The following is a 17143-nucleotide window of genomic DNA, read 5'->3' as shown; positions in this document are numbered from 1 at the left end:
TCATTTGTCTTCACTCCTTATAATTCTTTCGTCAGAACTATTTTGAGTGTAGCACAAATGACTTTTTTAGTTGTCTAGCTTAATTTTACTATCGGCGAAACAAAAAAAGCGTGGGATAAAACTCAAAAGTTTTGTTCCACGTTTCTTATTTTTTCTAAATTGACTATCATATTAGGTATCACCTATACTATAATTAATAGATTGAGGTAGTTCATGATAAGACGACCTAGTGTAAAGATGTTTTACAACCGTTTCTATAAAAAAGATAACTGGTAATTGAGAAGATAAATCAACATTTAGATGAACCCTATCATAAGAAGTATCATAGGTTAGTGACAAATCAACTAATGCAGAAAGAGAGTTATTTCCTTTATTAGTAACACTTGTCGTATAGATTTTACTATCAGATAAAAGCCTTGCTATTTGAACCATTTCAATGGTTTCACCAGAAACAGAAAAAATCAAACAGACTTCGCTATTGTTTGAGCCTTTTACCCTTTGTTCAGAAGTTAAATACGGGAAGTAGGGCGAAGTAGAAGCAAAGCTACAGTAACCGAGTGTTGTTAATTGGCGTGCTGCATACTCGGCCATAATCCCAGAAACACCAATTCCAATACAATGAATCAAGTCCGCTGCAACTATTTTTTCAACTAAAGATTCAACCTTATCATCGAAATCATCTGGAAAAACAGTGTTATTCAACAAACTTTGTCTTTGATTTTCATTGCTTAAAATTTTTTTTTGCTTTGCTAACTCTTGCTTTACCGTCACTCTAAATTCTGGAAAACTGCTATACCCCATCTTCTTAGTAAAACGAACAACAGTAGCTGGGGAAACATTTGTTGCATCAGCTAGTTCCCTGACTCTCATATAGGCTACTTTATCCAAACTTGTGAGAATATATTTAGCAATTTCACGATCTAGCTCATTTAATACTTTTAATTTATCGATATCAAACATACCTATCAACTCCCAAGCTTCATTCTAATTCAAAATATCTTACTAGTAAAGGAGAGTTTTTACATGAATAAATATATTGGTATTGACATCGGAGGTAGCGCTATCAAACACGCACTAATTTCAGAGAATGGACAAATTTCCAACTTTCAAACCTGTGATACTCCAGCAACACTAGATTCTTTTTTTGAGACTATAAAAAAAATTCAAGATAGTTACTCTTCTAATCAAATAGAAGGGATTGCTATCAGTATGCCAGGTCTTATTGATTCTAAATCAGGTTTTGCCTTTCATGGTGGTGCGTTAACTTATATAAGAGAAATGAATATCAGAGAACAACTACAGAGTCTTTGTAACGTTCCCCTTCAAATTGAAAATGATGGAAAATGTGCGGCATTAGGAGAACATTGGGTAGGACAGCTTCAAAATGTGTCAAATGGAATTGTTTTAGTACTTGGAACTGGTATAGGTGGTGGTATCATTATCAATAACCAACTTGTTAGAGGACACAATTTAAGTGCTGGTGAATTTTCATTTATTCAAACAAATATTGAATCTGATCGATTTGAATACGCTTTCGCTATGCAATCTGGCGTTAAAAGTTTAAGTGATTCCTACGCTTCTTTAAAAAAAATGTCCCATTCAAAAATGAATGGTAAACTTTTTTTTAAAGACTTAGAAAACGGCGATCCTGATGCACTTATCTTATTTGAAAACTATACTAAAAAAATGGCAAAACAATTATTCAATCTTCAAACCATTCTAGACCCAGAAGTGATTTCCATTGGTGGTGGAATCAGCCAACAAAAAATTTTATTTCATTCTATTGAAAAGCATCTTGATGACATTATAAATGCAAGTCCATTTCCTTGTGTGCGCCCTACAATAAAACAATCTTTTTTAGGTAACAAAGCAAATCTTCTAGGAGCTTTGGCTCATTTTAAAGAAAGAGAAAGAACCAATAATTAGTGATAAACACAAACAAAGAATCTAATGATACTAAAAAGCATCGCTAAATTCTTTGTTTTCCCTTCTTTAGCAACTTGTTGCATTATTTACGATACATCTTAAACTCTAAAAACAAGTCATTATAAATTTGTAAATACTCTGGTCCTAAATCTTCATAAACTTCTAGGTGCTTAATCGTTTCATCATCAGGATAAAACTGTTCATCACTTGAAATTTCTTTTGGCAATAATGCTTTGGCTTTTTTATTCGGTGTTGAGTAACCTATATATTCTGCATTTTGAGCTCCATTTTCTGGCCTTAGCATAAAGTTAATAAATGCATACGAACCTTTAACATTCTTGGCTGTTTTAGGAATAACAATATTATCAAACCATAAGTTAGATCCTTCTGAAGGAATCACATAATGTAAATGTTCATTTCCTTCTAACATCTCGGCTGCTTCTCCTGAAAAAGTCACAGCGGCGGCACTCTCCTCATTAACCATGTACATTTTGATTTCATCTGCCACAATCGCTTTAACATTAGGCGTAATACTATTTAACTTCTTCGCAGCTTGATTTAATTCATCCATCTTCCGACTATTCAAAGAATAGCCTAGACTATTTAATGAAAAACCTAAAACTTCACGAGCACCATCAATTAACATCAAATTATTTTTCAACTCAGGGCGCCATAAATCGTCCCAATGTTGCATCTCTTCTTCTTTAATAAACTTGTCGTTGTAGATGATTCCCAGTGTTCCCCAAAAATAGGGAACAGAAAATTGATTATTCGGATCAAAATCTTGGTCTAAAAAGCGCGCATCCAGATTATTCATTCCTACTAATTTAGTGTGATCCAAGGGTAGAAGCATCTTTTTTTTCATCATTTTTTGGATCATATACTCAGAAGGAATTGTAATATCGTAGGCTGTTCCCCCTTGTTGAATCTTTGTAAACATCGCTTCATTGGAGTCAAAGGTTTCATAGTTGACCTTGTAACCAGACTCTTTCTCAAATTTTTTAATTAACGCTGGATCAATGTAATCGCCCCAGTTGTAAATCGTTAATATATCTGCTCCTGCCATACCACTAGACTTTTCCAGTTGCTTACTTCCAAAGAACAAAATTAAAATGATTGCTAAAATACCAATGAGAAGTGATTGTAATTTTTTCATTTTAATTTTGCCCCCTCACTTTCCAATTGCTGCATTTTTTTCAATCGTTTTGGTCTATTGTCTTGACTAATAAAATAGTACCCAACAACTAAAATCATCGAAAATAGAAAGACTAGCGCACTTAATGCATTAATTTCTAAGCTAATTCCCTGCCTTGCTCGAGAGTAAATCTCCACTGATAAAGTAGAGAACCCATTGCCTGTAACAAAGAAAGTTACCGCAAAATCATCTAGTGAATACGTAAATGCCATAAAATAGCCTGCAATAATTCCCGGTGTTAAAAACGGCAAAATAATATTTTTGATTACTTGAACATTGTTAGCACCTAAATCTCTTGCTGCATCTACCATCGAGTCATTCATTTCTTGTAATTTTGGTAAAACCATTAACACGACAATCGGAATACTAAACGCAATGTGAGATAGTAACACACTTGCAAAACCTAAGCTAATAAAACCAACTGCCGTGAAAAAAATCAGGAAACTAGCACCAATAATTACATCTGGTGAAACTAATAAAATATTGTTAAAACTCAAAAAAGTCGTTCTCGTTTTGCGACGCTTTGTATAATAAATCCCCATCGCACCAAAAGTTCCAATGATTGTTGCTATCAAGGCGGATAAAAAGGCTAAAAGAAAAGTATTCAAGACAATAATCAGCAATCTTGTATCTTCAAAAACCGCTGCATAATGCTCCAACGTGAAACCTGTAAATCCTTTCATTGTTCCACCACTATTAAAGGAATAAAAAATCAAGTAGAAAATCGGTGCGTACAACAAAGCAAAAATAACAGCTAGATAGACATAAGACCATTTAAATTTTTTCTTCATCATTTACTTTTCACACCTTTCTTCTTTTTCTCTCCAGTCAGAAGCATCACTATAAACATCGCTACAATCAAAATCACACCAATTGTTGAGCCCATACCCCAGTTTTGAGTCACTAAGAAATGCTCTTCTATAGCCGTTCCTAGCGTAATTACTCGGTTACCGCCAATTAGTCGTGTTAACATAAACAATGAGAGTGAGGGAATGAATACTGCTTGAACACCACTTTTTACACCGTTTAAAGACAAGGGAAAAATAACTCGCTGAAAAGTTTCGACATTATTTGCACCTAAATCTCTACTAGCACTAATTAAAGATGGGTTCATCTCTTCCAATGCATTAAAAATCGGTAAAATCATAAATGGAATCTCAATATAAGTCGCTACAAATAGAAAACTAAAATCGGTAAATAAAATTTGATGGGGACCAAATCCCAAAAAGGATAAGAATCCATTCACCGTACCATGCATACTAAATATCCCAATAAACGCATAAGCTTTCAAAAGTAAATTCACCCAAGTTGGCAAAATAACTAGCATTAACCAAAGCTGCTTGTGCTTTAGTTTCGTTAAAAAATACGCGGTTGGATAGCTAATTAATAAAGTAAACAACGTAATCAAAAAGGCATACCAAACTGAATTAAGTGTCATGCTTAAATAAGTACCTGAAGTAAAATACGCTTGGTAGTTTGCTAAAGTAAACTGCCCGTTCATATCAAAAAACGATTGATAAATAATCATCAACACAGGTGCTATGACAAATAAAAGCAACCACATTACATAAGGGATCGAATAAATTCGACGTATTGTTTTCATCCTATTCTCCCCCTATTCTTCATAGCTTTCTAGACGTGCATCAAATTCTTCTTCGGATTCGTTAAACCTCATTACATGAATATCCTCTGGTTCAAAAATCAACCCTACTTCAGTTCCTTCTCGTGCTTTTCTTGTTGAGTGAACCATCCACTCATTCCCTTGTTCATCTGTACAAAGGATTTCATAATGAACACCTCTAAAAAGCTGTGTATCAACAGTCACAACCAATTTTCCCAGTTCTTTAGTTGTAATTGTTAAATCCTCTGGTCGCAAAACAATTTCAACTGGTTCATTTTTGCGCATTCCGCTATCAACACATTCAAATCGTTTACCAACAAATTCCACCAGATTATCTTCAATCATCGTTCCACTGACAATGTTACTTTCACCAACAAAACTGGCGACAAAATGATTAATAGGCTCATCGTAGATATCAACTGGAGTGCCACTTTGAATAATGTTTCCTTTGTTCATAACAAAAATTTCATCACTCATAGCCAACGCTTCTTCTTGATCGTGGGTCACAAAAATAAAAGTGATCCCCAAACGGCGCTGTAATTCGCGAAGCTCATACTGCATGTCCGTTCTCAATTTTAAATCCAATGCTGACAAGGGTTCATCCAATAGCAAGACTTTTGGCTCGTTAACAATCGCTCGTGCAATTGCAACCCGCTGGCGCTGACCACCAGACATTTCACTAATCTCACGTGTTTCATATCCTGGTAATTGAACCATCCGCAATGCATCTTTCACTTTTTTCTCAATTTCTTTTTTTGAAACTTTTTTTATTTTTAATCCAAATGCAACATTATCAAAAACATTCATATGAGGAAATAAAGCATAGTCTTGGAAAACAGTATTCACTTGTCGTTTATTCGCAGGAATATCATTAATTCTTTGTCCATCAAAGTAAACATCTCCTGAACTAGCATCCGTAAAGCCAGCCAAGATCCTTAATATCGTAGTTTTTCCACAACCAGAAGGCCCAAGAAGCGTATAAAATTTTCCTTGCTCTATGTCAAAACTTACTTTCTTCAAAACTTTTTCATCATCGTATTGCTTTACTACATCGTTAAATGAGATTATTTTGTTTCCCACGTCTATGTTCCTCCTTTAAAATAGGCGATTTATATTACTCTTAATCTATGTCAGTTTTTTCTAAAAGCTCAATTGCCTGTTCTTTTTTCCATCCAATGGTTCATTTATAAATATGACTCAGTAGCAACAATCAAAATTTTACTTTTTCCTTTAGAATGATTTACCAATTGATGTGGTTCTGTTGCTTGATAATACATAGACTCTCCCTTTTTAGCTAAATACTTTGTCTCACCTAATGTCAAAATCACTGAACCATCAATAACAAAAACAAAAGTTTCAGACAGCGACGGAGCAAAGGTCTTATATTCGCCATTTTTATCAAAAGTCACCACTACTGGCTCCATTTCTTTTTCATTAGATTCTGGAATCAGCCACTTCAATTCATACCCATGTTCTTCATCATAATAAAGCGTACTGTCTTCATCTCGATAAACAATCTTCTGTGCGGCTGTGCCTTCACTAAAAAACTCTTCAGGTGTTATTCCCAAAACTTCCAAAATATTGAAAAAAGTTTCCATCGATGGCGAACTCAAATCTCGTTCTAGTTGAGAGATATAGCCTTTGGTTAAATCTGTTCGTTCACCTAATTCTTCTTGAGTCAAATTCTTTTGTACGCGCAAATTGCGCAACTTATCGCCAATTTCCATCCTCACACCTCCGACAAAATAATTACTTTCTGCTAATTTATTTAATAACATTATTTCTTTTCAAAATTAAAAAGTTTTCTTATACTAAACTCTTAGTTTAGTTTTACCTTCTCTAGTATACGAATTTTTGAGTAAATAGCAACTATTTTTAACAGATTTTTTTAGCTTTTTTATGTCTGTCTAATTTTTTATTTTCAAGAACAAAAACAATAATATAAAACGAGAATATGATATGATAGTATCAATAAAAACAATACCACTTGAAGGAGCTTTTTATGGAGAAATTTTTAGCTTTAGTCGTAAAAAATACAGATGAAGATGTTGTATCAACAATAGAATCAGTTACTTTAAATGATTTATCTGCTGGAGAAGTTTTAATCAAAGTTAGCTATTCTTCTGTTAACTTTAAGGATTCATTGGCTGTTAGTAAAAATGGTGGTGTTATTAGAGATTATCCGATGGTTCCCGGCATTGATTTAAGTGGCGTGGTTGTAGAATCAGAAGACTCAAGATATCACAAAGGGCAAAAAGTTTTAGTGACTGGATATGGTTTGGGCGTAAGCCATACTGGTGGTTTTTCAGAATTCGCACAAGTTCCAGGAGATTGGATTGTTCCTTTGCCTGAAAACATGACCTTGAAAGAAGCGATGATTATCGGGACTGCTGGCCTAACCGCTGCTCTTTCAATTATTGCCTTGGAAAAACAAGGCTTAGCCCTTAATAAAGAGGCTTCGATTTTAGTAACTGGTGCTTCAGGAGGTGTTGGAAGCTTAGCAATCGCCATGTTAAAACAATTAGGCTATCAAAATATCACTGCTCTTAGTCGTAAAAAATCTGCAAGCCAACAATTAATCAACCTAGGCGCGCAAAAAGTGATTCTTTTAGAGGATTTTATGCCTGAGAAAATAAGACCTTTAGGAAAACAACTCTTTGATTATGCAATTGATGCAACTGGTGGAAATATTACTGCTGCTTTACTCCCTCAAATGAACTACGAGGGTAGTATTGCTCTTTCTGGAAATGCTGCTGGCATTAATTTATCAACAACCGTTTTACCTTTTATTTTAAGAGGGGTTAAACTCATTGGAATTGATTCTGTTTCAGTCCCACTGGACAAACGAATCGCTATCTGGCAAAGACTAGCTAACGATTTAAAAATCACAAATCAAGCCATAATTAACGAAACTAAGCTTGTTTCATTGCCAAAAGTTTTCCAAGCGCTACAAGAAGGAACTCATATTGGGCGAACAATTGTAAAAATTTCTTAAAGGAGACTTGCACAATGCACCTATTAATTACCGCTGGTGGTACATCTGAAAAAATTGATCGTGTTCGTTCGATTACGAATCACTCCACTGGAAAGCTAGGAAAAAAAATAGCCGAACAATTCTTAGAAAACGGGCATCGAGTAACCTATGTTACAACCCCTTACGCCCTTCGACCACTAGCATCAACCAACCTAGCTGTTTTAGAAATTGAAACGACGAGAGAATTAGAAGCCGTTTTATTAGAACTTTTTGAAGAAACTCAGTTCGATAGCGTGATTCATAGTATGGCCGTTAGCGACTTCACAACAGAAACTAGCTTAACAGAAGACTCTTTTATAGAAAAACTGGCCAACCAATTAATGAAAGAAGCCGATGTATCAGACGTTACTAAACTGATTGAAACTTTGTATCAAACGATTGATCGTATTGGGCAAAATAAGCAACCAGAGAAAAAAATCTCTTCTGATACAGATCGCCTCTTGCTTTTTTTAAAGAAAAATCCTAAAATAATTGCTATGATTCGAAAAAAACAACCTAAAACTGTTTTAATCGGCTTTAAGTTACTTGTAGGTGTTTCAAAAGAAGAACTACTTCGGGTAGGTTTAAATACTCTTCACAAAAATGACTGCGACTTTGTACTCGCTAATGATTTGGAAGATATCAGCGACAACCAGCATCTAGGGTATCTAATTAATCAAGATGGACAAACACAAGTAGCCAAAACAAAAGCTGAAATTGCTACAACAATTGTTGAAACTGTCGAATCAAAATGGAGGTTAAAAAATACATGAAAAATATCTTATTAGGTATTTCAGGAAGTATCTCTGCTTACAAAGCAGCTGATTTAACTAGTCAATTAGTTAAACTAGGACACAACGTAGATGTTGTCATGACAAAAAACAGCACCAAGTTTATTACGCCTCTTACATTACAATCACTGTCTAAAAACCCTGTCCATGTTGATGTAATGGAAGAACGATCTCCAGAAAAGATTAATCATATTGAATTAGCAAAACAAACAGATCTTTTTTTAATCGCACCTGCTTCGGCAAATATTTTAGCTAAATTAGCCAACGGAATTGCTGATGACATGTTATCAACCGTCGCGCTGGCCATCCAACCAAACGTACCTAAATTTATTGCTCCTGCCATGAATACTCATATGTATCAAAATGTTATGACTCAAAGAAATATCGCTACTTTAAACGAAGTTGGTTATCAGGAAATTGTCCCTCGAGAAGCTTTACTTGCTTGTGGTGATTTCGGTCGCGGTGCACTAGCAACCATCGAAGACATTTTGAAAATAATTCAACCAGCATTAAGTAACGAATAGAAAAGGAGCCATTCAATGAAAAATACTAAAACATTTACTTTAACTGCGATGTTTTTAGCAATACTTATTCTTTTAGCCATTACACCATTAGGGTTTATCCCTCTAGGTCCTATTAATGCAACAACAATGCATATTCCAGTCATCATTGCTTCTATTGTGTTAGGGCCAAAAATTGGAGGTTCACTAGGAGGTATTTTTGGTTTTATCAGTCTTATTCGCGCAACCGTAATGCCAACGCCTATTTCTTTTGTATTTTCTCCATTCATTCCTGTTATTGGCACTGAACATGGTAGCTTAAAATCTTTACTTATCGTTTTTATTCCAAGAATTTTGATTGGAATTGTCCCTTATTTTGTTTACACAAAGCTAAAGGAAAAAGTTCCAGCTTCTTTATTCATCGCTGGTGTGGCTGGTTCACTAACCAATACTATCTTAGTTATGAATATGATTTACTTTCTATTTGCTGATTCTTATGGAGAAGTCATTGGAAAAGCTGGCTCTGCTATATATGGCGCTATTATTGCGGTTATTTTAACTAGTGGTGTTCCCGAAGCAATTGTTGCTGGCATTGCAACTGCAGGAGTCTCTGCGGTTTTACTACGATTAATGAAAAAAAATTCCACGCAAAAATTATAAAAATAAAGCTAAAAGAGCGCTGAAAATGGATTTCACCACTTTCAACGCTCTTGTTATTATATTTTCATTCTCTACCAACCATCTATGTTAGATGATTTTATAACCTTTTCTCAAATTGAACGACTTTATTAATACCATACATTACCGGCGCAGAAAGTCCCATGATGATTGCTTCACTTATAGCAAGAGTCAAATAAGTTGTCCAAAATTCTTTCCCACCTGTAGGAACTAACATAAACGCAATAAAGACCATACTAATGGTAAAGAATACGGTATTTAAAATTAAACGGTCTCTTTCTTTAGGCACTTTTTTATAAATCAATGCGGTCAATCCTAACGAAAAGAATGTCTGTGCTCCACCATACAATGCATCAATGACTCCAAACCCAAAAAACAGGTTAAAAACAATGACGCCGCCTAATACTCCCCACATTAATTTGCGGTTGAATACAACTAAGTGGTTTAAGCTCTCAGAAACTCTAAATTGAACCGCCCCTGTTGCAACTGGGGCCACTAAAATAGTTAACGCCAAATAGAGCGCCATCACAATCCCATTAATCGCTATCCCTCGTACCTTATTGTCTGTGCTTACTGTTGTTTTCATCTTTTTCCTTCTTTCTCCAAGTTTTGATAACGCAGGATGATTGATGAACTGCGGTTTTAGCTAAAAAACATTGCAATATAAAGCTTTTACTGATATTTTAATTTCTTTTGACCCGATTTTGACCCCGTTTGTTTAATTAATTTATCTAAACTATTTACAGCATCCATTTTTTGGGTTTAGAGTAACATACAAATAAATCTACTTTGTTACTCTTTCATCTCCATGTCCTATTCGTTCTTGAATGACTTCCAAAGAAACGCCAGCTTGCGATAATAAACGAACATGAGTATGACGAAATTTATGACTCGTAATATGCTTTCTAAGTTTCATCTTTTTAGCAACAGTATTAATAGTACGATTTATTTCTTCCATCGTCAAGTGAGAAAAATAAAAAAAACGTCTCATAAAAACGTAATATTACAAAAATATATCTTTGATTTTCCAAGGAAGATCCAACTGTTTTGCAAATAATTAAAAAACTTCTTTTAAACTATCAGAGTATTCTTTTAGTTCCCTTTTTACATTAATAGGTAAATTATTATAGGCAACGGCATCAATTGCTCCTTGTAAACAATATAAATGAACGAAGCAAATATTTGCGTATTTCATTTTAAGTCTCAAAAAAGTCTCTTTGCTTCCAACTTTTTTTAAATCTTCACCTGTAGTTATACCTATGCTTTTTAATTTATATTCCATTTCTTTTCCTATGTTAGGTAACGTTGTCAACTCAGCCATTAATTTCCTCCTTCTTCTACTCTAGTCTAAGCAACAAACACTTTCTGCAAACATAATCTGCATCTTACTTCTATTAACATTATATTACACAATTAGGCTATTGAATCATTAATTCTAAAAGAGTTTTGAGAAATGAAATTCTTTTAAGCATAACGCATTCTTAATTCTCCTTCTAAATGTTATAATAGTTTTTTGTACAAGGAGGATACAAATGAAGACGCACTTTCACTTAGTTATAAATGAAAAAGCTGGTAGCGGTAATGCTAGAAAAGTTGCCAAACAAGTCATTAAGCAAATGCAAGAACAAAAAATAGATTATACAACATACTATACTGATTACGCCGGACATGAGATGGAAATTGTCGGAACATTGGCAGAAAATACTTTAATTCCTTGGTCATCTAAAATGGATCTAGATTCTTTTCCACTTTTACTTATTCTTGGGGGAGATGGTACTTTGCACGGAGCTATAAATGCATTAAAAAACTACCATTCCGCTATTCCAGTCAGTTATATTCCAAGTGGTTCTGGGAATGATTTCGCTAGAGGTGTAGGAATCCCTAAAGACACAAAAAAAGCGCTTAACCAAATTTTAAACGCTCAATCTCCTAAAGAAATTGAAATTATCAACTATAATGAAGAAATTCGTCAAGAAGAAGGGCTTGCAGTAAATAATATAGGAATTGGAATCGATGCAACGATTGTTCAGGTTACTAACGAATCTGCATCAAAAAAGGCACTTAATAAATTTAAGCTTGGATCTTTTTCTTATATTCTCTCTATTATAAGAGTTCTTTTTACTCAAAAAGGATTCCCAATATTAGTTGAAATGAACGGAAAAAAAATGACTTTTGATCGAGCATTTTTGTGTACAGTAACGACACATCCTTATTTTGGCGGAGGTGTTGCTATTGCACCTGACGCTGATCCCAGAAAACCGATTCTAGATTTTGTTTTAGTTGAACGAATCAACATCTTTAAAATTCTTTGGTTAATTTTTTTACTATCGCAAAAAAAGCAGATGCAGTCAAAATATTTCCATCACTTTCAAACAAGTAAACTTCGAATCATTTCCACTATCCCTCAATATGGTCATGCAGATGGTGAAATTTTAGGAAAGAAAAGTTACGATATTTCTTTCACTACTCAAACAAGACTGTTCTGGTTTTAAGTGGAAATAATACTAAGAAGCTTAGACTATTTAAGTAGCAGCATGACACGCACCATTTTTCTCATCAATCTAGTAAAAAAATTAATAGAGGTTGAGACAGAAGTCATTTGGGGTCGAGAAATTTGGCTGCAAAGCGCGCAATACACTTTATGGATTGAGTGATTTTCGGAGAATTTCCGAAGACCCAGACTTTTGATCACCGTTCATCCTCTTCTGTCTTTTATTCATCTAGTAAAACTTTCAAAAAAATAAAAATCAATTAAGTCCTTTTTCTCAATTGATTTTATATAGAGAAATATATGTATTTTCTTTTTTATATCTAGAAAAAAAATTATTAATACAGTAAAGTAAGTGTTAGGACATATGAAAAAAATACAGCTACAATTATTAATCTACACTAAAAATCCTGCTCTGTTCCTTGCTCTTTTGCATACTATCAACTATAATTGATTACTGTCATGGAAATAAATACTACTTTAGTAAGTAATCACTTGCTTGTTTCGTTGTGGTTATTTTCCTTATCAACTATTATTTCCTGTTTTAAATAAAGAAGTGGTTATCATTTTCCAACTATTTTATCAAAAACAGATTTACTTGTCTTCAACTACACAACAAAGCTTTTTGATTTATTTTCCTCGTAAAACGAAGTAGGAAAATTTAACTTTAACAGCAAATCGAAAGACATTATTAACTTCAAATTTTATTAACTTGCTACTATAATTAGGGGATGAAATGAATTATGCAACAACAAGAGTTAGGCTTTCAACCAATTTTGCTTGGCAGTGACATTAATGTTTACGGGATGGCTCGTTCGTTTTATGAAGAATACGGAATCGTTAGTACTATTATCGCTTCCCGTCACCTACTTCCAACAAAATATACTAAGATTTTAACTGTGGAACAGGTGCCAGGTTTCAGTAAAGATCCTGTTTTTATTGAACACATGCGTAAAGTCGCTGAAAGAAACAAACAAACAGGTAAAAAATATTTATTGATTGCTTGTGGAGATGGCTATGCAGAATTAGTTTCCAAACATAAAGAGGAATTATCTAAAGATTTTATTTGCCCATATGTAGATTTCGATCTATTTGAAAAGCTCAGTGACAAAGAAAGTTTCTACAATGTTTGTGAAACATATAATTTACCTTATCCTGGCACGTTTATCATCACAAAGGAAATGGCGAATAAAAAAGAAAGTATTCAGCCTCCTTTTGAATATCCAGTTGCTTTAAAGCCAGCAAATAGTATTGAATATCTTAATGTTGATTTTGAAGGACGTAAAAAAGCTTTTCGAATAAAATCGCAAGAAGAATTCGATGACATTGTTCAAAAAATTTATAACGCAGGCTACTCAGCAGATATGATTGCTCAAGATTTTATTCCTGGAGACGACTCCAATATGCGCGTCTTGAATGCCTATGTTGACCAAAACCACAAAGTTCGCATGATGTGTTTAGGGCACCCACTTTTAGAGGACCCAACTCCAGATGCTATCGGGAATTATGTAGCTATTTTAGCTGATTACAATCAAGAAATTTACCAAACCATTCAACGCTTCTTAGAAGAAATTAACTATACTGGTTTCGCTAATTTTGATATGAAATATGATCCCCGCGATGGAAAATATAAATTGTTTGAAATTAACTTAAGACAAGGAAGAAGCAGTTTCTTTGTTACTTTAAGCGGCTATAATCTAGCAAAATACGTTACAGAAGATCGCGTTTTTCAGAAGCCCTTCACGGAAACCGTCTATGGAAATGGAAATATGTTATGGCTTGGCGTTCCCAAGAAAATTTTCTTTAAATACGTTAAACCTAGTGAAGACAAAACCAAAGCTGAAAAACTTTTAACTGAGAAAAAATACGGTACAACTATTTTTTATAAAAAAGACTTTTCTATTAAACGTTACTTAGTTATGTACTATACTTTTTATAAATATATTGACCGGTTCAAAAAATACTTTAAAGAAAATAAGGGATGAGTATGAAAAATTTTTTTACAATCTTAGGTGGAATGGGCACAATGGCGACGGAAAGTTTTGCTCGATTGTTAAATCACCGAACTATTGCGAAGAAAGATCAAGATTACTTGAATTACATTTTGGTTAATCACGCAACGATACCTGATCGTACAGCCTACATTTTAGACAATGATTTAACCAATCCAATTCCAGCTTTAATAGAAGATATTAAACAACAAAGTCTTCTTGAACCTAATTTTTTTGTTCTGACATGTAATACAGCCCACTACTTTTTTGATACACTTCAAGATGCTACAACGATTCCTATTTTACATATGCCTCGTGAAGCAGTGATGTCTTTATCTGAAAAGTATCCTGTAGCTTCTTTTAAAAAAGTAGCTTTCTTAGGAACTGAAGGCAGTGTCCAAGCTGGAGTTTATGAACAAGAACTACGTAATATGAATTATGAACCGGTGATTCCAAATAAAGAAATTCAAACCAAAATTAACGATTTGATATACCGAGACATCAAAGAAAATAATTATTTAAATGAAAAACTATTTCTAGAAATTTTAGCTGATTTATTAGGAAACACGGATTGTTCAGTAGCCATCCTTGGTTGTACAGAACTTTCCTTAATGCAAGAACGAGTTCAAAACAATCCTTTTCATGTCATTGATGCTCAATCTATTTTGGTAGATAAAACGATTAAACTTGCTTTAAAAGAAAGACAAAATCAAGAATAAAGTGGTAAAATAATACAGGGGAAGGAAGTCTATAACTAAAGATTTGCTTTCCCTCTATTTAATTCAATAACTCCCTTCTATGTCTGATACAAAATCGGATAAGAGGAAACTTGATAGAGAAAAACATATATGCTATACTCCAAGAATATTATTGGAGCAGTTAATTTAGTAAGAATAGGACGGCGATAAAATGTGTGGAATAGTTGGTTTTGTAAGCCAAAAAACAGGTAAAAAAGAAATTGTCACTGATATGATGGATATGATTCGTCACCGTGGACCTAACAGTTCTGGCGACTATACAGATGAAGATGTAGCCTTAGGTTTTCGTCGTTTAAGTATTATAGATTTAGAAGGCGGTAGTCAACCTATTTTTAATGAAGATGGAACGAAAGTCATTATTTTTAATGGGGAAATATATAATTTCCAACCTATTCGTGAGGAATTAATTGCCAAAGGACACGTCTTCACTACTCATGCTGATACGGAAGTATTACTTCATGGTTATGAGGAATATGGAACAGCTATTTTAGATAAAGTTCGCGGTATGTTTGCTTTTGCTATTTGGGATACAGAAAAGAAGGAACTATTCGGCGCTCGTGATTTCTTTGGAATCAAACCTTATTATTATGCTGAAATGAACGGTACTTTCATGTTCGGTTCAGAAATTAAAAGTTTCTTAAAACATCCTGACTTCAAAAAAGAATTAAACGAAAAAGCAATTAAACCCTATATGACATTCCAATATTCAGCATTAGATGAAACTTTCTTCAAAAATGTTTACAGAATTCCAGAAGGTCATTATTTTACCTATAAAGATGGAAAACTTGATATTCAACAATATTGGGATCCAAAATTCAAAGAAAAAGATATTTCTTTAGAAAAAACGGTCGATAAAATTGATGACGTCGTAATTGATGCGATTAAGACTCACCAAATTAGTGATGTTAAAGTTGGTTCTTTCTTATCTAGTGGCGTTGATTCAAGCTACGTGACAGCTGTATTACGTCCAGATCATAGCTTTTCAATTGGATTTGGGGACCGTTCATATAATGAGTCTCATGAAGCCAAAGCTTTATCTGAAAAATTAGGTCTAAATAACACGTCAAAAGTTGTAACTGGTGAGGAAGCCTTTGAGTATTTCCCATTAATACAATATCATTTGGATGAACCGGACTCAAATCCTTCATGTGTTCCCTTGTACTTCTTGTCTAAATTAGCAAGCAAAGATGTTACGGTCGTTCTTTCAGGTGAAGGTGCTGACGAACTATTTGCTGGTTACCAAGCGTACGGATTTAATTCTTCGTCAAAAGCGGTTAGAGTTTTTGCAGAAGGGTTGAAAAAACTTCCTAAAGGAATGCGTTTCAGTCTTTCTAGAGGAATTAAAAAAATGCCTAATTTCAAAGGAAAAATGCACCTTTATAGCTCCCTCGCTCCTGCAGAAGACTTCTTTATTGGACAAGCTGAAGTTTTCGGTGAACAAGAAGCAGATGAATACTTGACTGAGCCTTATCGTAAGAGTGAAACAGTCAAAGAAATTGTCGATAAACAATACCGTAAAGTCCAAGACGCTACCGAGATCAAAAAAATGCAATACTTGGATATCCACCAATGGATGCCAAAAGATATTTTGCTTAAAGCTGACAAATTAAGTATGGCGAACTCAATTGAATTAAGAGTGCCTTTCTTAGATAAAGAAGTAATGAGTGTCGCAGAAGAAGTCCCATCAAAATATTTACTGAACGATAAAAATACTAAGTATGCATTCAGACAAGCAGCTCATCGTCATCTACCTGCTGAATGGGCAAATCGTGAAAAACTTGGTTTCCCAGTTCCAATTAAAGATTGGTTGCGTGATGAAATATACTACAAACAAGTGAGAGAAATGTTCTCGCAAGACTTCGTCAGCCAATTTTTCAATCAAGAGAAGATTATTCAATTGCTAGATGATAACTTTAATGAAAAAAATAATGAGCGTAGAAAAATTTGGACTATTTATACTTTCCTAGTTTGGTATGATGTTTTCTTCATTCGTGAAGACTTACCACAACCGGAAATTAGAACAAATTTTGCCTCAATGGAAGAAATTCCAGTAGGTTAAATTATTTTTATGCGATAAAAAGTTTAAAGAGAGTGGGACAATAAACTACTATTTATAGAAAACAGAGACGATTTTGACTATTATTATCAAAATCGTCTCTGTTTTTTCTTTTGAAAGAGCTTT

Annotated in this window: 18 protein-coding genes; 9 read left to right on the top strand and 9 right to left on the bottom strand. The window is 34.0% G+C overall.

Annotated elements, in window-relative coordinates:
* Nucleotides 1-171: 171 nt before the first annotated feature.
* Nucleotides 172-960, bottom strand: coding sequence for a MurR/RpiR family transcriptional regulator (locus tag BCR26_RS13240; protein WP_069699475.1), 789 nt, complete (start codon nt 958-960; stop codon nt 172-174).
* Between the two features lie 63 nt (nt 961-1023).
* Here BCR26_RS13240 and BCR26_RS13235 point away from each other — a divergent pair, with 63 nt between their 5' ends.
* Nucleotides 1024-1926, top strand: a complete 903-nt coding sequence (locus BCR26_RS13235; RefSeq protein ID WP_069699474.1) for an ROK family protein — start codon at nt 1024-1026, stop codon at nt 1924-1926.
* An 82-nt stretch (nt 1927-2008) separates the two neighbouring features.
* Here BCR26_RS13235 and BCR26_RS13230 read toward each other — a convergent pair whose 3' ends face one another.
* From BCR26_RS13230 to BCR26_RS13210, 5 genes are all read right to left on the bottom strand, one after another.
* The gene (locus BCR26_RS13230; RefSeq protein WP_069699473.1) at nt 2009-3082 is read right to left on the bottom strand and encodes an ABC transporter substrate-binding protein; all 1074 of its coding nucleotides are present in this window, start codon (nt 3080-3082) and stop codon (nt 2009-2011) included.
* Nucleotides 3079-3915: an ABC transporter permease gene (locus BCR26_RS13225; RefSeq protein WP_069699472.1), complete on the bottom strand. Its 837-nt coding sequence runs from the start codon at nt 3913-3915 to the stop codon at nt 3079-3081. The genes BCR26_RS13230 and BCR26_RS13225 overlap by 4 nt, the downstream gene beginning before the upstream one ends.
* The gene (locus BCR26_RS13220) at nt 3912-4724 is read right to left on the bottom strand and encodes an ABC transporter permease (RefSeq protein ID WP_069699471.1); all 813 of its coding nucleotides are present in this window, start codon (nt 4722-4724) and stop codon (nt 3912-3914) included. Before BCR26_RS13220 ends, BCR26_RS13225 begins: the two co-directional genes overlap by 4 nt.
* A gap of 12 nt (nt 4725-4736) precedes the next feature.
* Nucleotides 4737-5822 (bottom strand): ABC transporter ATP-binding protein, encoded by a 1086-nt coding sequence (locus tag BCR26_RS13215; protein WP_069699470.1) that lies wholly within the window; start codon nt 5820-5822, stop codon nt 4737-4739.
* A 104-nt stretch (nt 5823-5926) separates the two neighbouring features.
* A complete protein-coding gene (locus BCR26_RS13210) occupies nt 5927-6469 on the bottom strand; it encodes a helix-turn-helix domain-containing protein (RefSeq protein ID WP_069699469.1) in 543 nt (180 codons plus the stop codon).
* 275 nt (nt 6470-6744) lie between these two features.
* Here BCR26_RS13210 and BCR26_RS13205 point away from each other — a divergent pair, with 275 nt between their 5' ends.
* From BCR26_RS13205 to BCR26_RS13190, 4 genes are read left to right on the top strand one after another with little or no spacing between them, the layout of a single operon-like run.
* A complete protein-coding gene (locus BCR26_RS13205; RefSeq protein ID WP_069699468.1) occupies nt 6745-7737 on the top strand; it encodes an acrylyl-CoA reductase family protein in 993 nt (330 codons plus the stop codon).
* Nucleotides 7738-7751: 14 nt separating this feature from the next.
* The gene (gene coaB, locus BCR26_RS13200; protein WP_069699467.1) at nt 7752-8528 is read left to right on the top strand and encodes a phosphopantothenate--cysteine ligase; all 777 of its coding nucleotides are present in this window, start codon (nt 7752-7754) and stop codon (nt 8526-8528) included.
* On the top strand, nt 8525-9070 hold the full coding sequence (coaC, locus tag BCR26_RS13195; protein WP_069699466.1) for a phosphopantothenoylcysteine decarboxylase: 546 nt from the start codon (nt 8525-8527) through the stop codon (nt 9068-9070). Before coaB ends, coaC begins: the two co-directional genes overlap by 4 nt.
* Nucleotides 9071-9085: 15 nt before the next feature.
* Complete coding sequence (locus tag BCR26_RS13190) at nt 9086-9706, top strand: ECF transporter S component (RefSeq protein ID WP_069699465.1); 621 nt, start codon at nt 9086-9088, stop codon at nt 9704-9706.
* A gap of 97 nt (nt 9707-9803) precedes the next feature.
* On the opposite strand, the gene BCR26_RS13185 is transcribed toward BCR26_RS13190, so the two are convergent.
* From BCR26_RS13185 to BCR26_RS13180, 3 genes are all read right to left on the bottom strand, one after another.
* Nucleotides 9804-10310 (bottom strand): QueT transporter family protein, encoded by a 507-nt coding sequence (locus BCR26_RS13185; RefSeq protein WP_069699464.1) that lies wholly within the window; start codon nt 10308-10310, stop codon nt 9804-9806.
* A 198-nt stretch (nt 10311-10508) separates the two neighbouring features.
* On the bottom strand, nt 10509-10715 hold the full coding sequence (locus tag BCR26_RS18125; protein WP_084387142.1) for a tyrosine-type recombinase/integrase: 207 nt from the start codon (nt 10713-10715) through the stop codon (nt 10509-10511).
* Nucleotides 10716-10781: 66 nt separating this feature from the next.
* Nucleotides 10782-11045: a TfoX/Sxy family DNA transformation protein gene (locus tag BCR26_RS13180; protein ID WP_069699463.1), complete on the bottom strand. Its 264-nt coding sequence runs from the start codon at nt 11043-11045 to the stop codon at nt 10782-10784.
* 211 nt (nt 11046-11256) lie between these two features.
* Between BCR26_RS13180 and BCR26_RS13175 the strand changes: the two genes are divergently transcribed.
* The 4 genes from BCR26_RS13175 to asnB all read left to right on the top strand — a co-directional run bounded on the left by BCR26_RS13175 (nt 11257) and on the right by asnB (nt 17020).
* Nucleotides 11257-12216 carry a diacylglycerol/lipid kinase family protein gene (locus tag BCR26_RS13175; protein WP_069699462.1) on the top strand — a complete coding sequence of 320 codons (960 nt, stop codon included), beginning with the start codon at nt 11257-11259 and terminating at the stop codon, nt 12214-12216.
* A gap of 739 nt (nt 12217-12955) precedes the next feature.
* Nucleotides 12956-14197, top strand: coding sequence for a carboxylate--amine ligase (locus BCR26_RS13170; RefSeq protein ID WP_069699461.1), 1242 nt, complete (start codon nt 12956-12958; stop codon nt 14195-14197).
* A 2-nt stretch (nt 14198-14199) separates the two neighbouring features.
* Nucleotides 14200-14922, top strand: a complete 723-nt coding sequence (locus BCR26_RS13165; protein WP_069699460.1) for an amino acid racemase — start codon at nt 14200-14202, stop codon at nt 14920-14922.
* Between the two features lie 190 nt (nt 14923-15112).
* On the top strand, nt 15113-17020 hold the full coding sequence (asnB, locus tag BCR26_RS13160; RefSeq protein ID WP_069699459.1) for an asparagine synthase (glutamine-hydrolyzing): 1908 nt from the start codon (nt 15113-15115) through the stop codon (nt 17018-17020).
* The last annotated feature ends 123 nt before the right edge of the window (nt 17021-17143 follow it).

The sequence above is a fragment of the Enterococcus rivorum genome (genome assembly GCF_001742285.1).
Classification (GTDB): Bacteria; Bacillota; Bacilli; order Lactobacillales; family Enterococcaceae; genus Enterococcus_L; species Enterococcus_L rivorum.
This window is presented reverse-complemented; position numbering and strand designations above follow the sequence as displayed.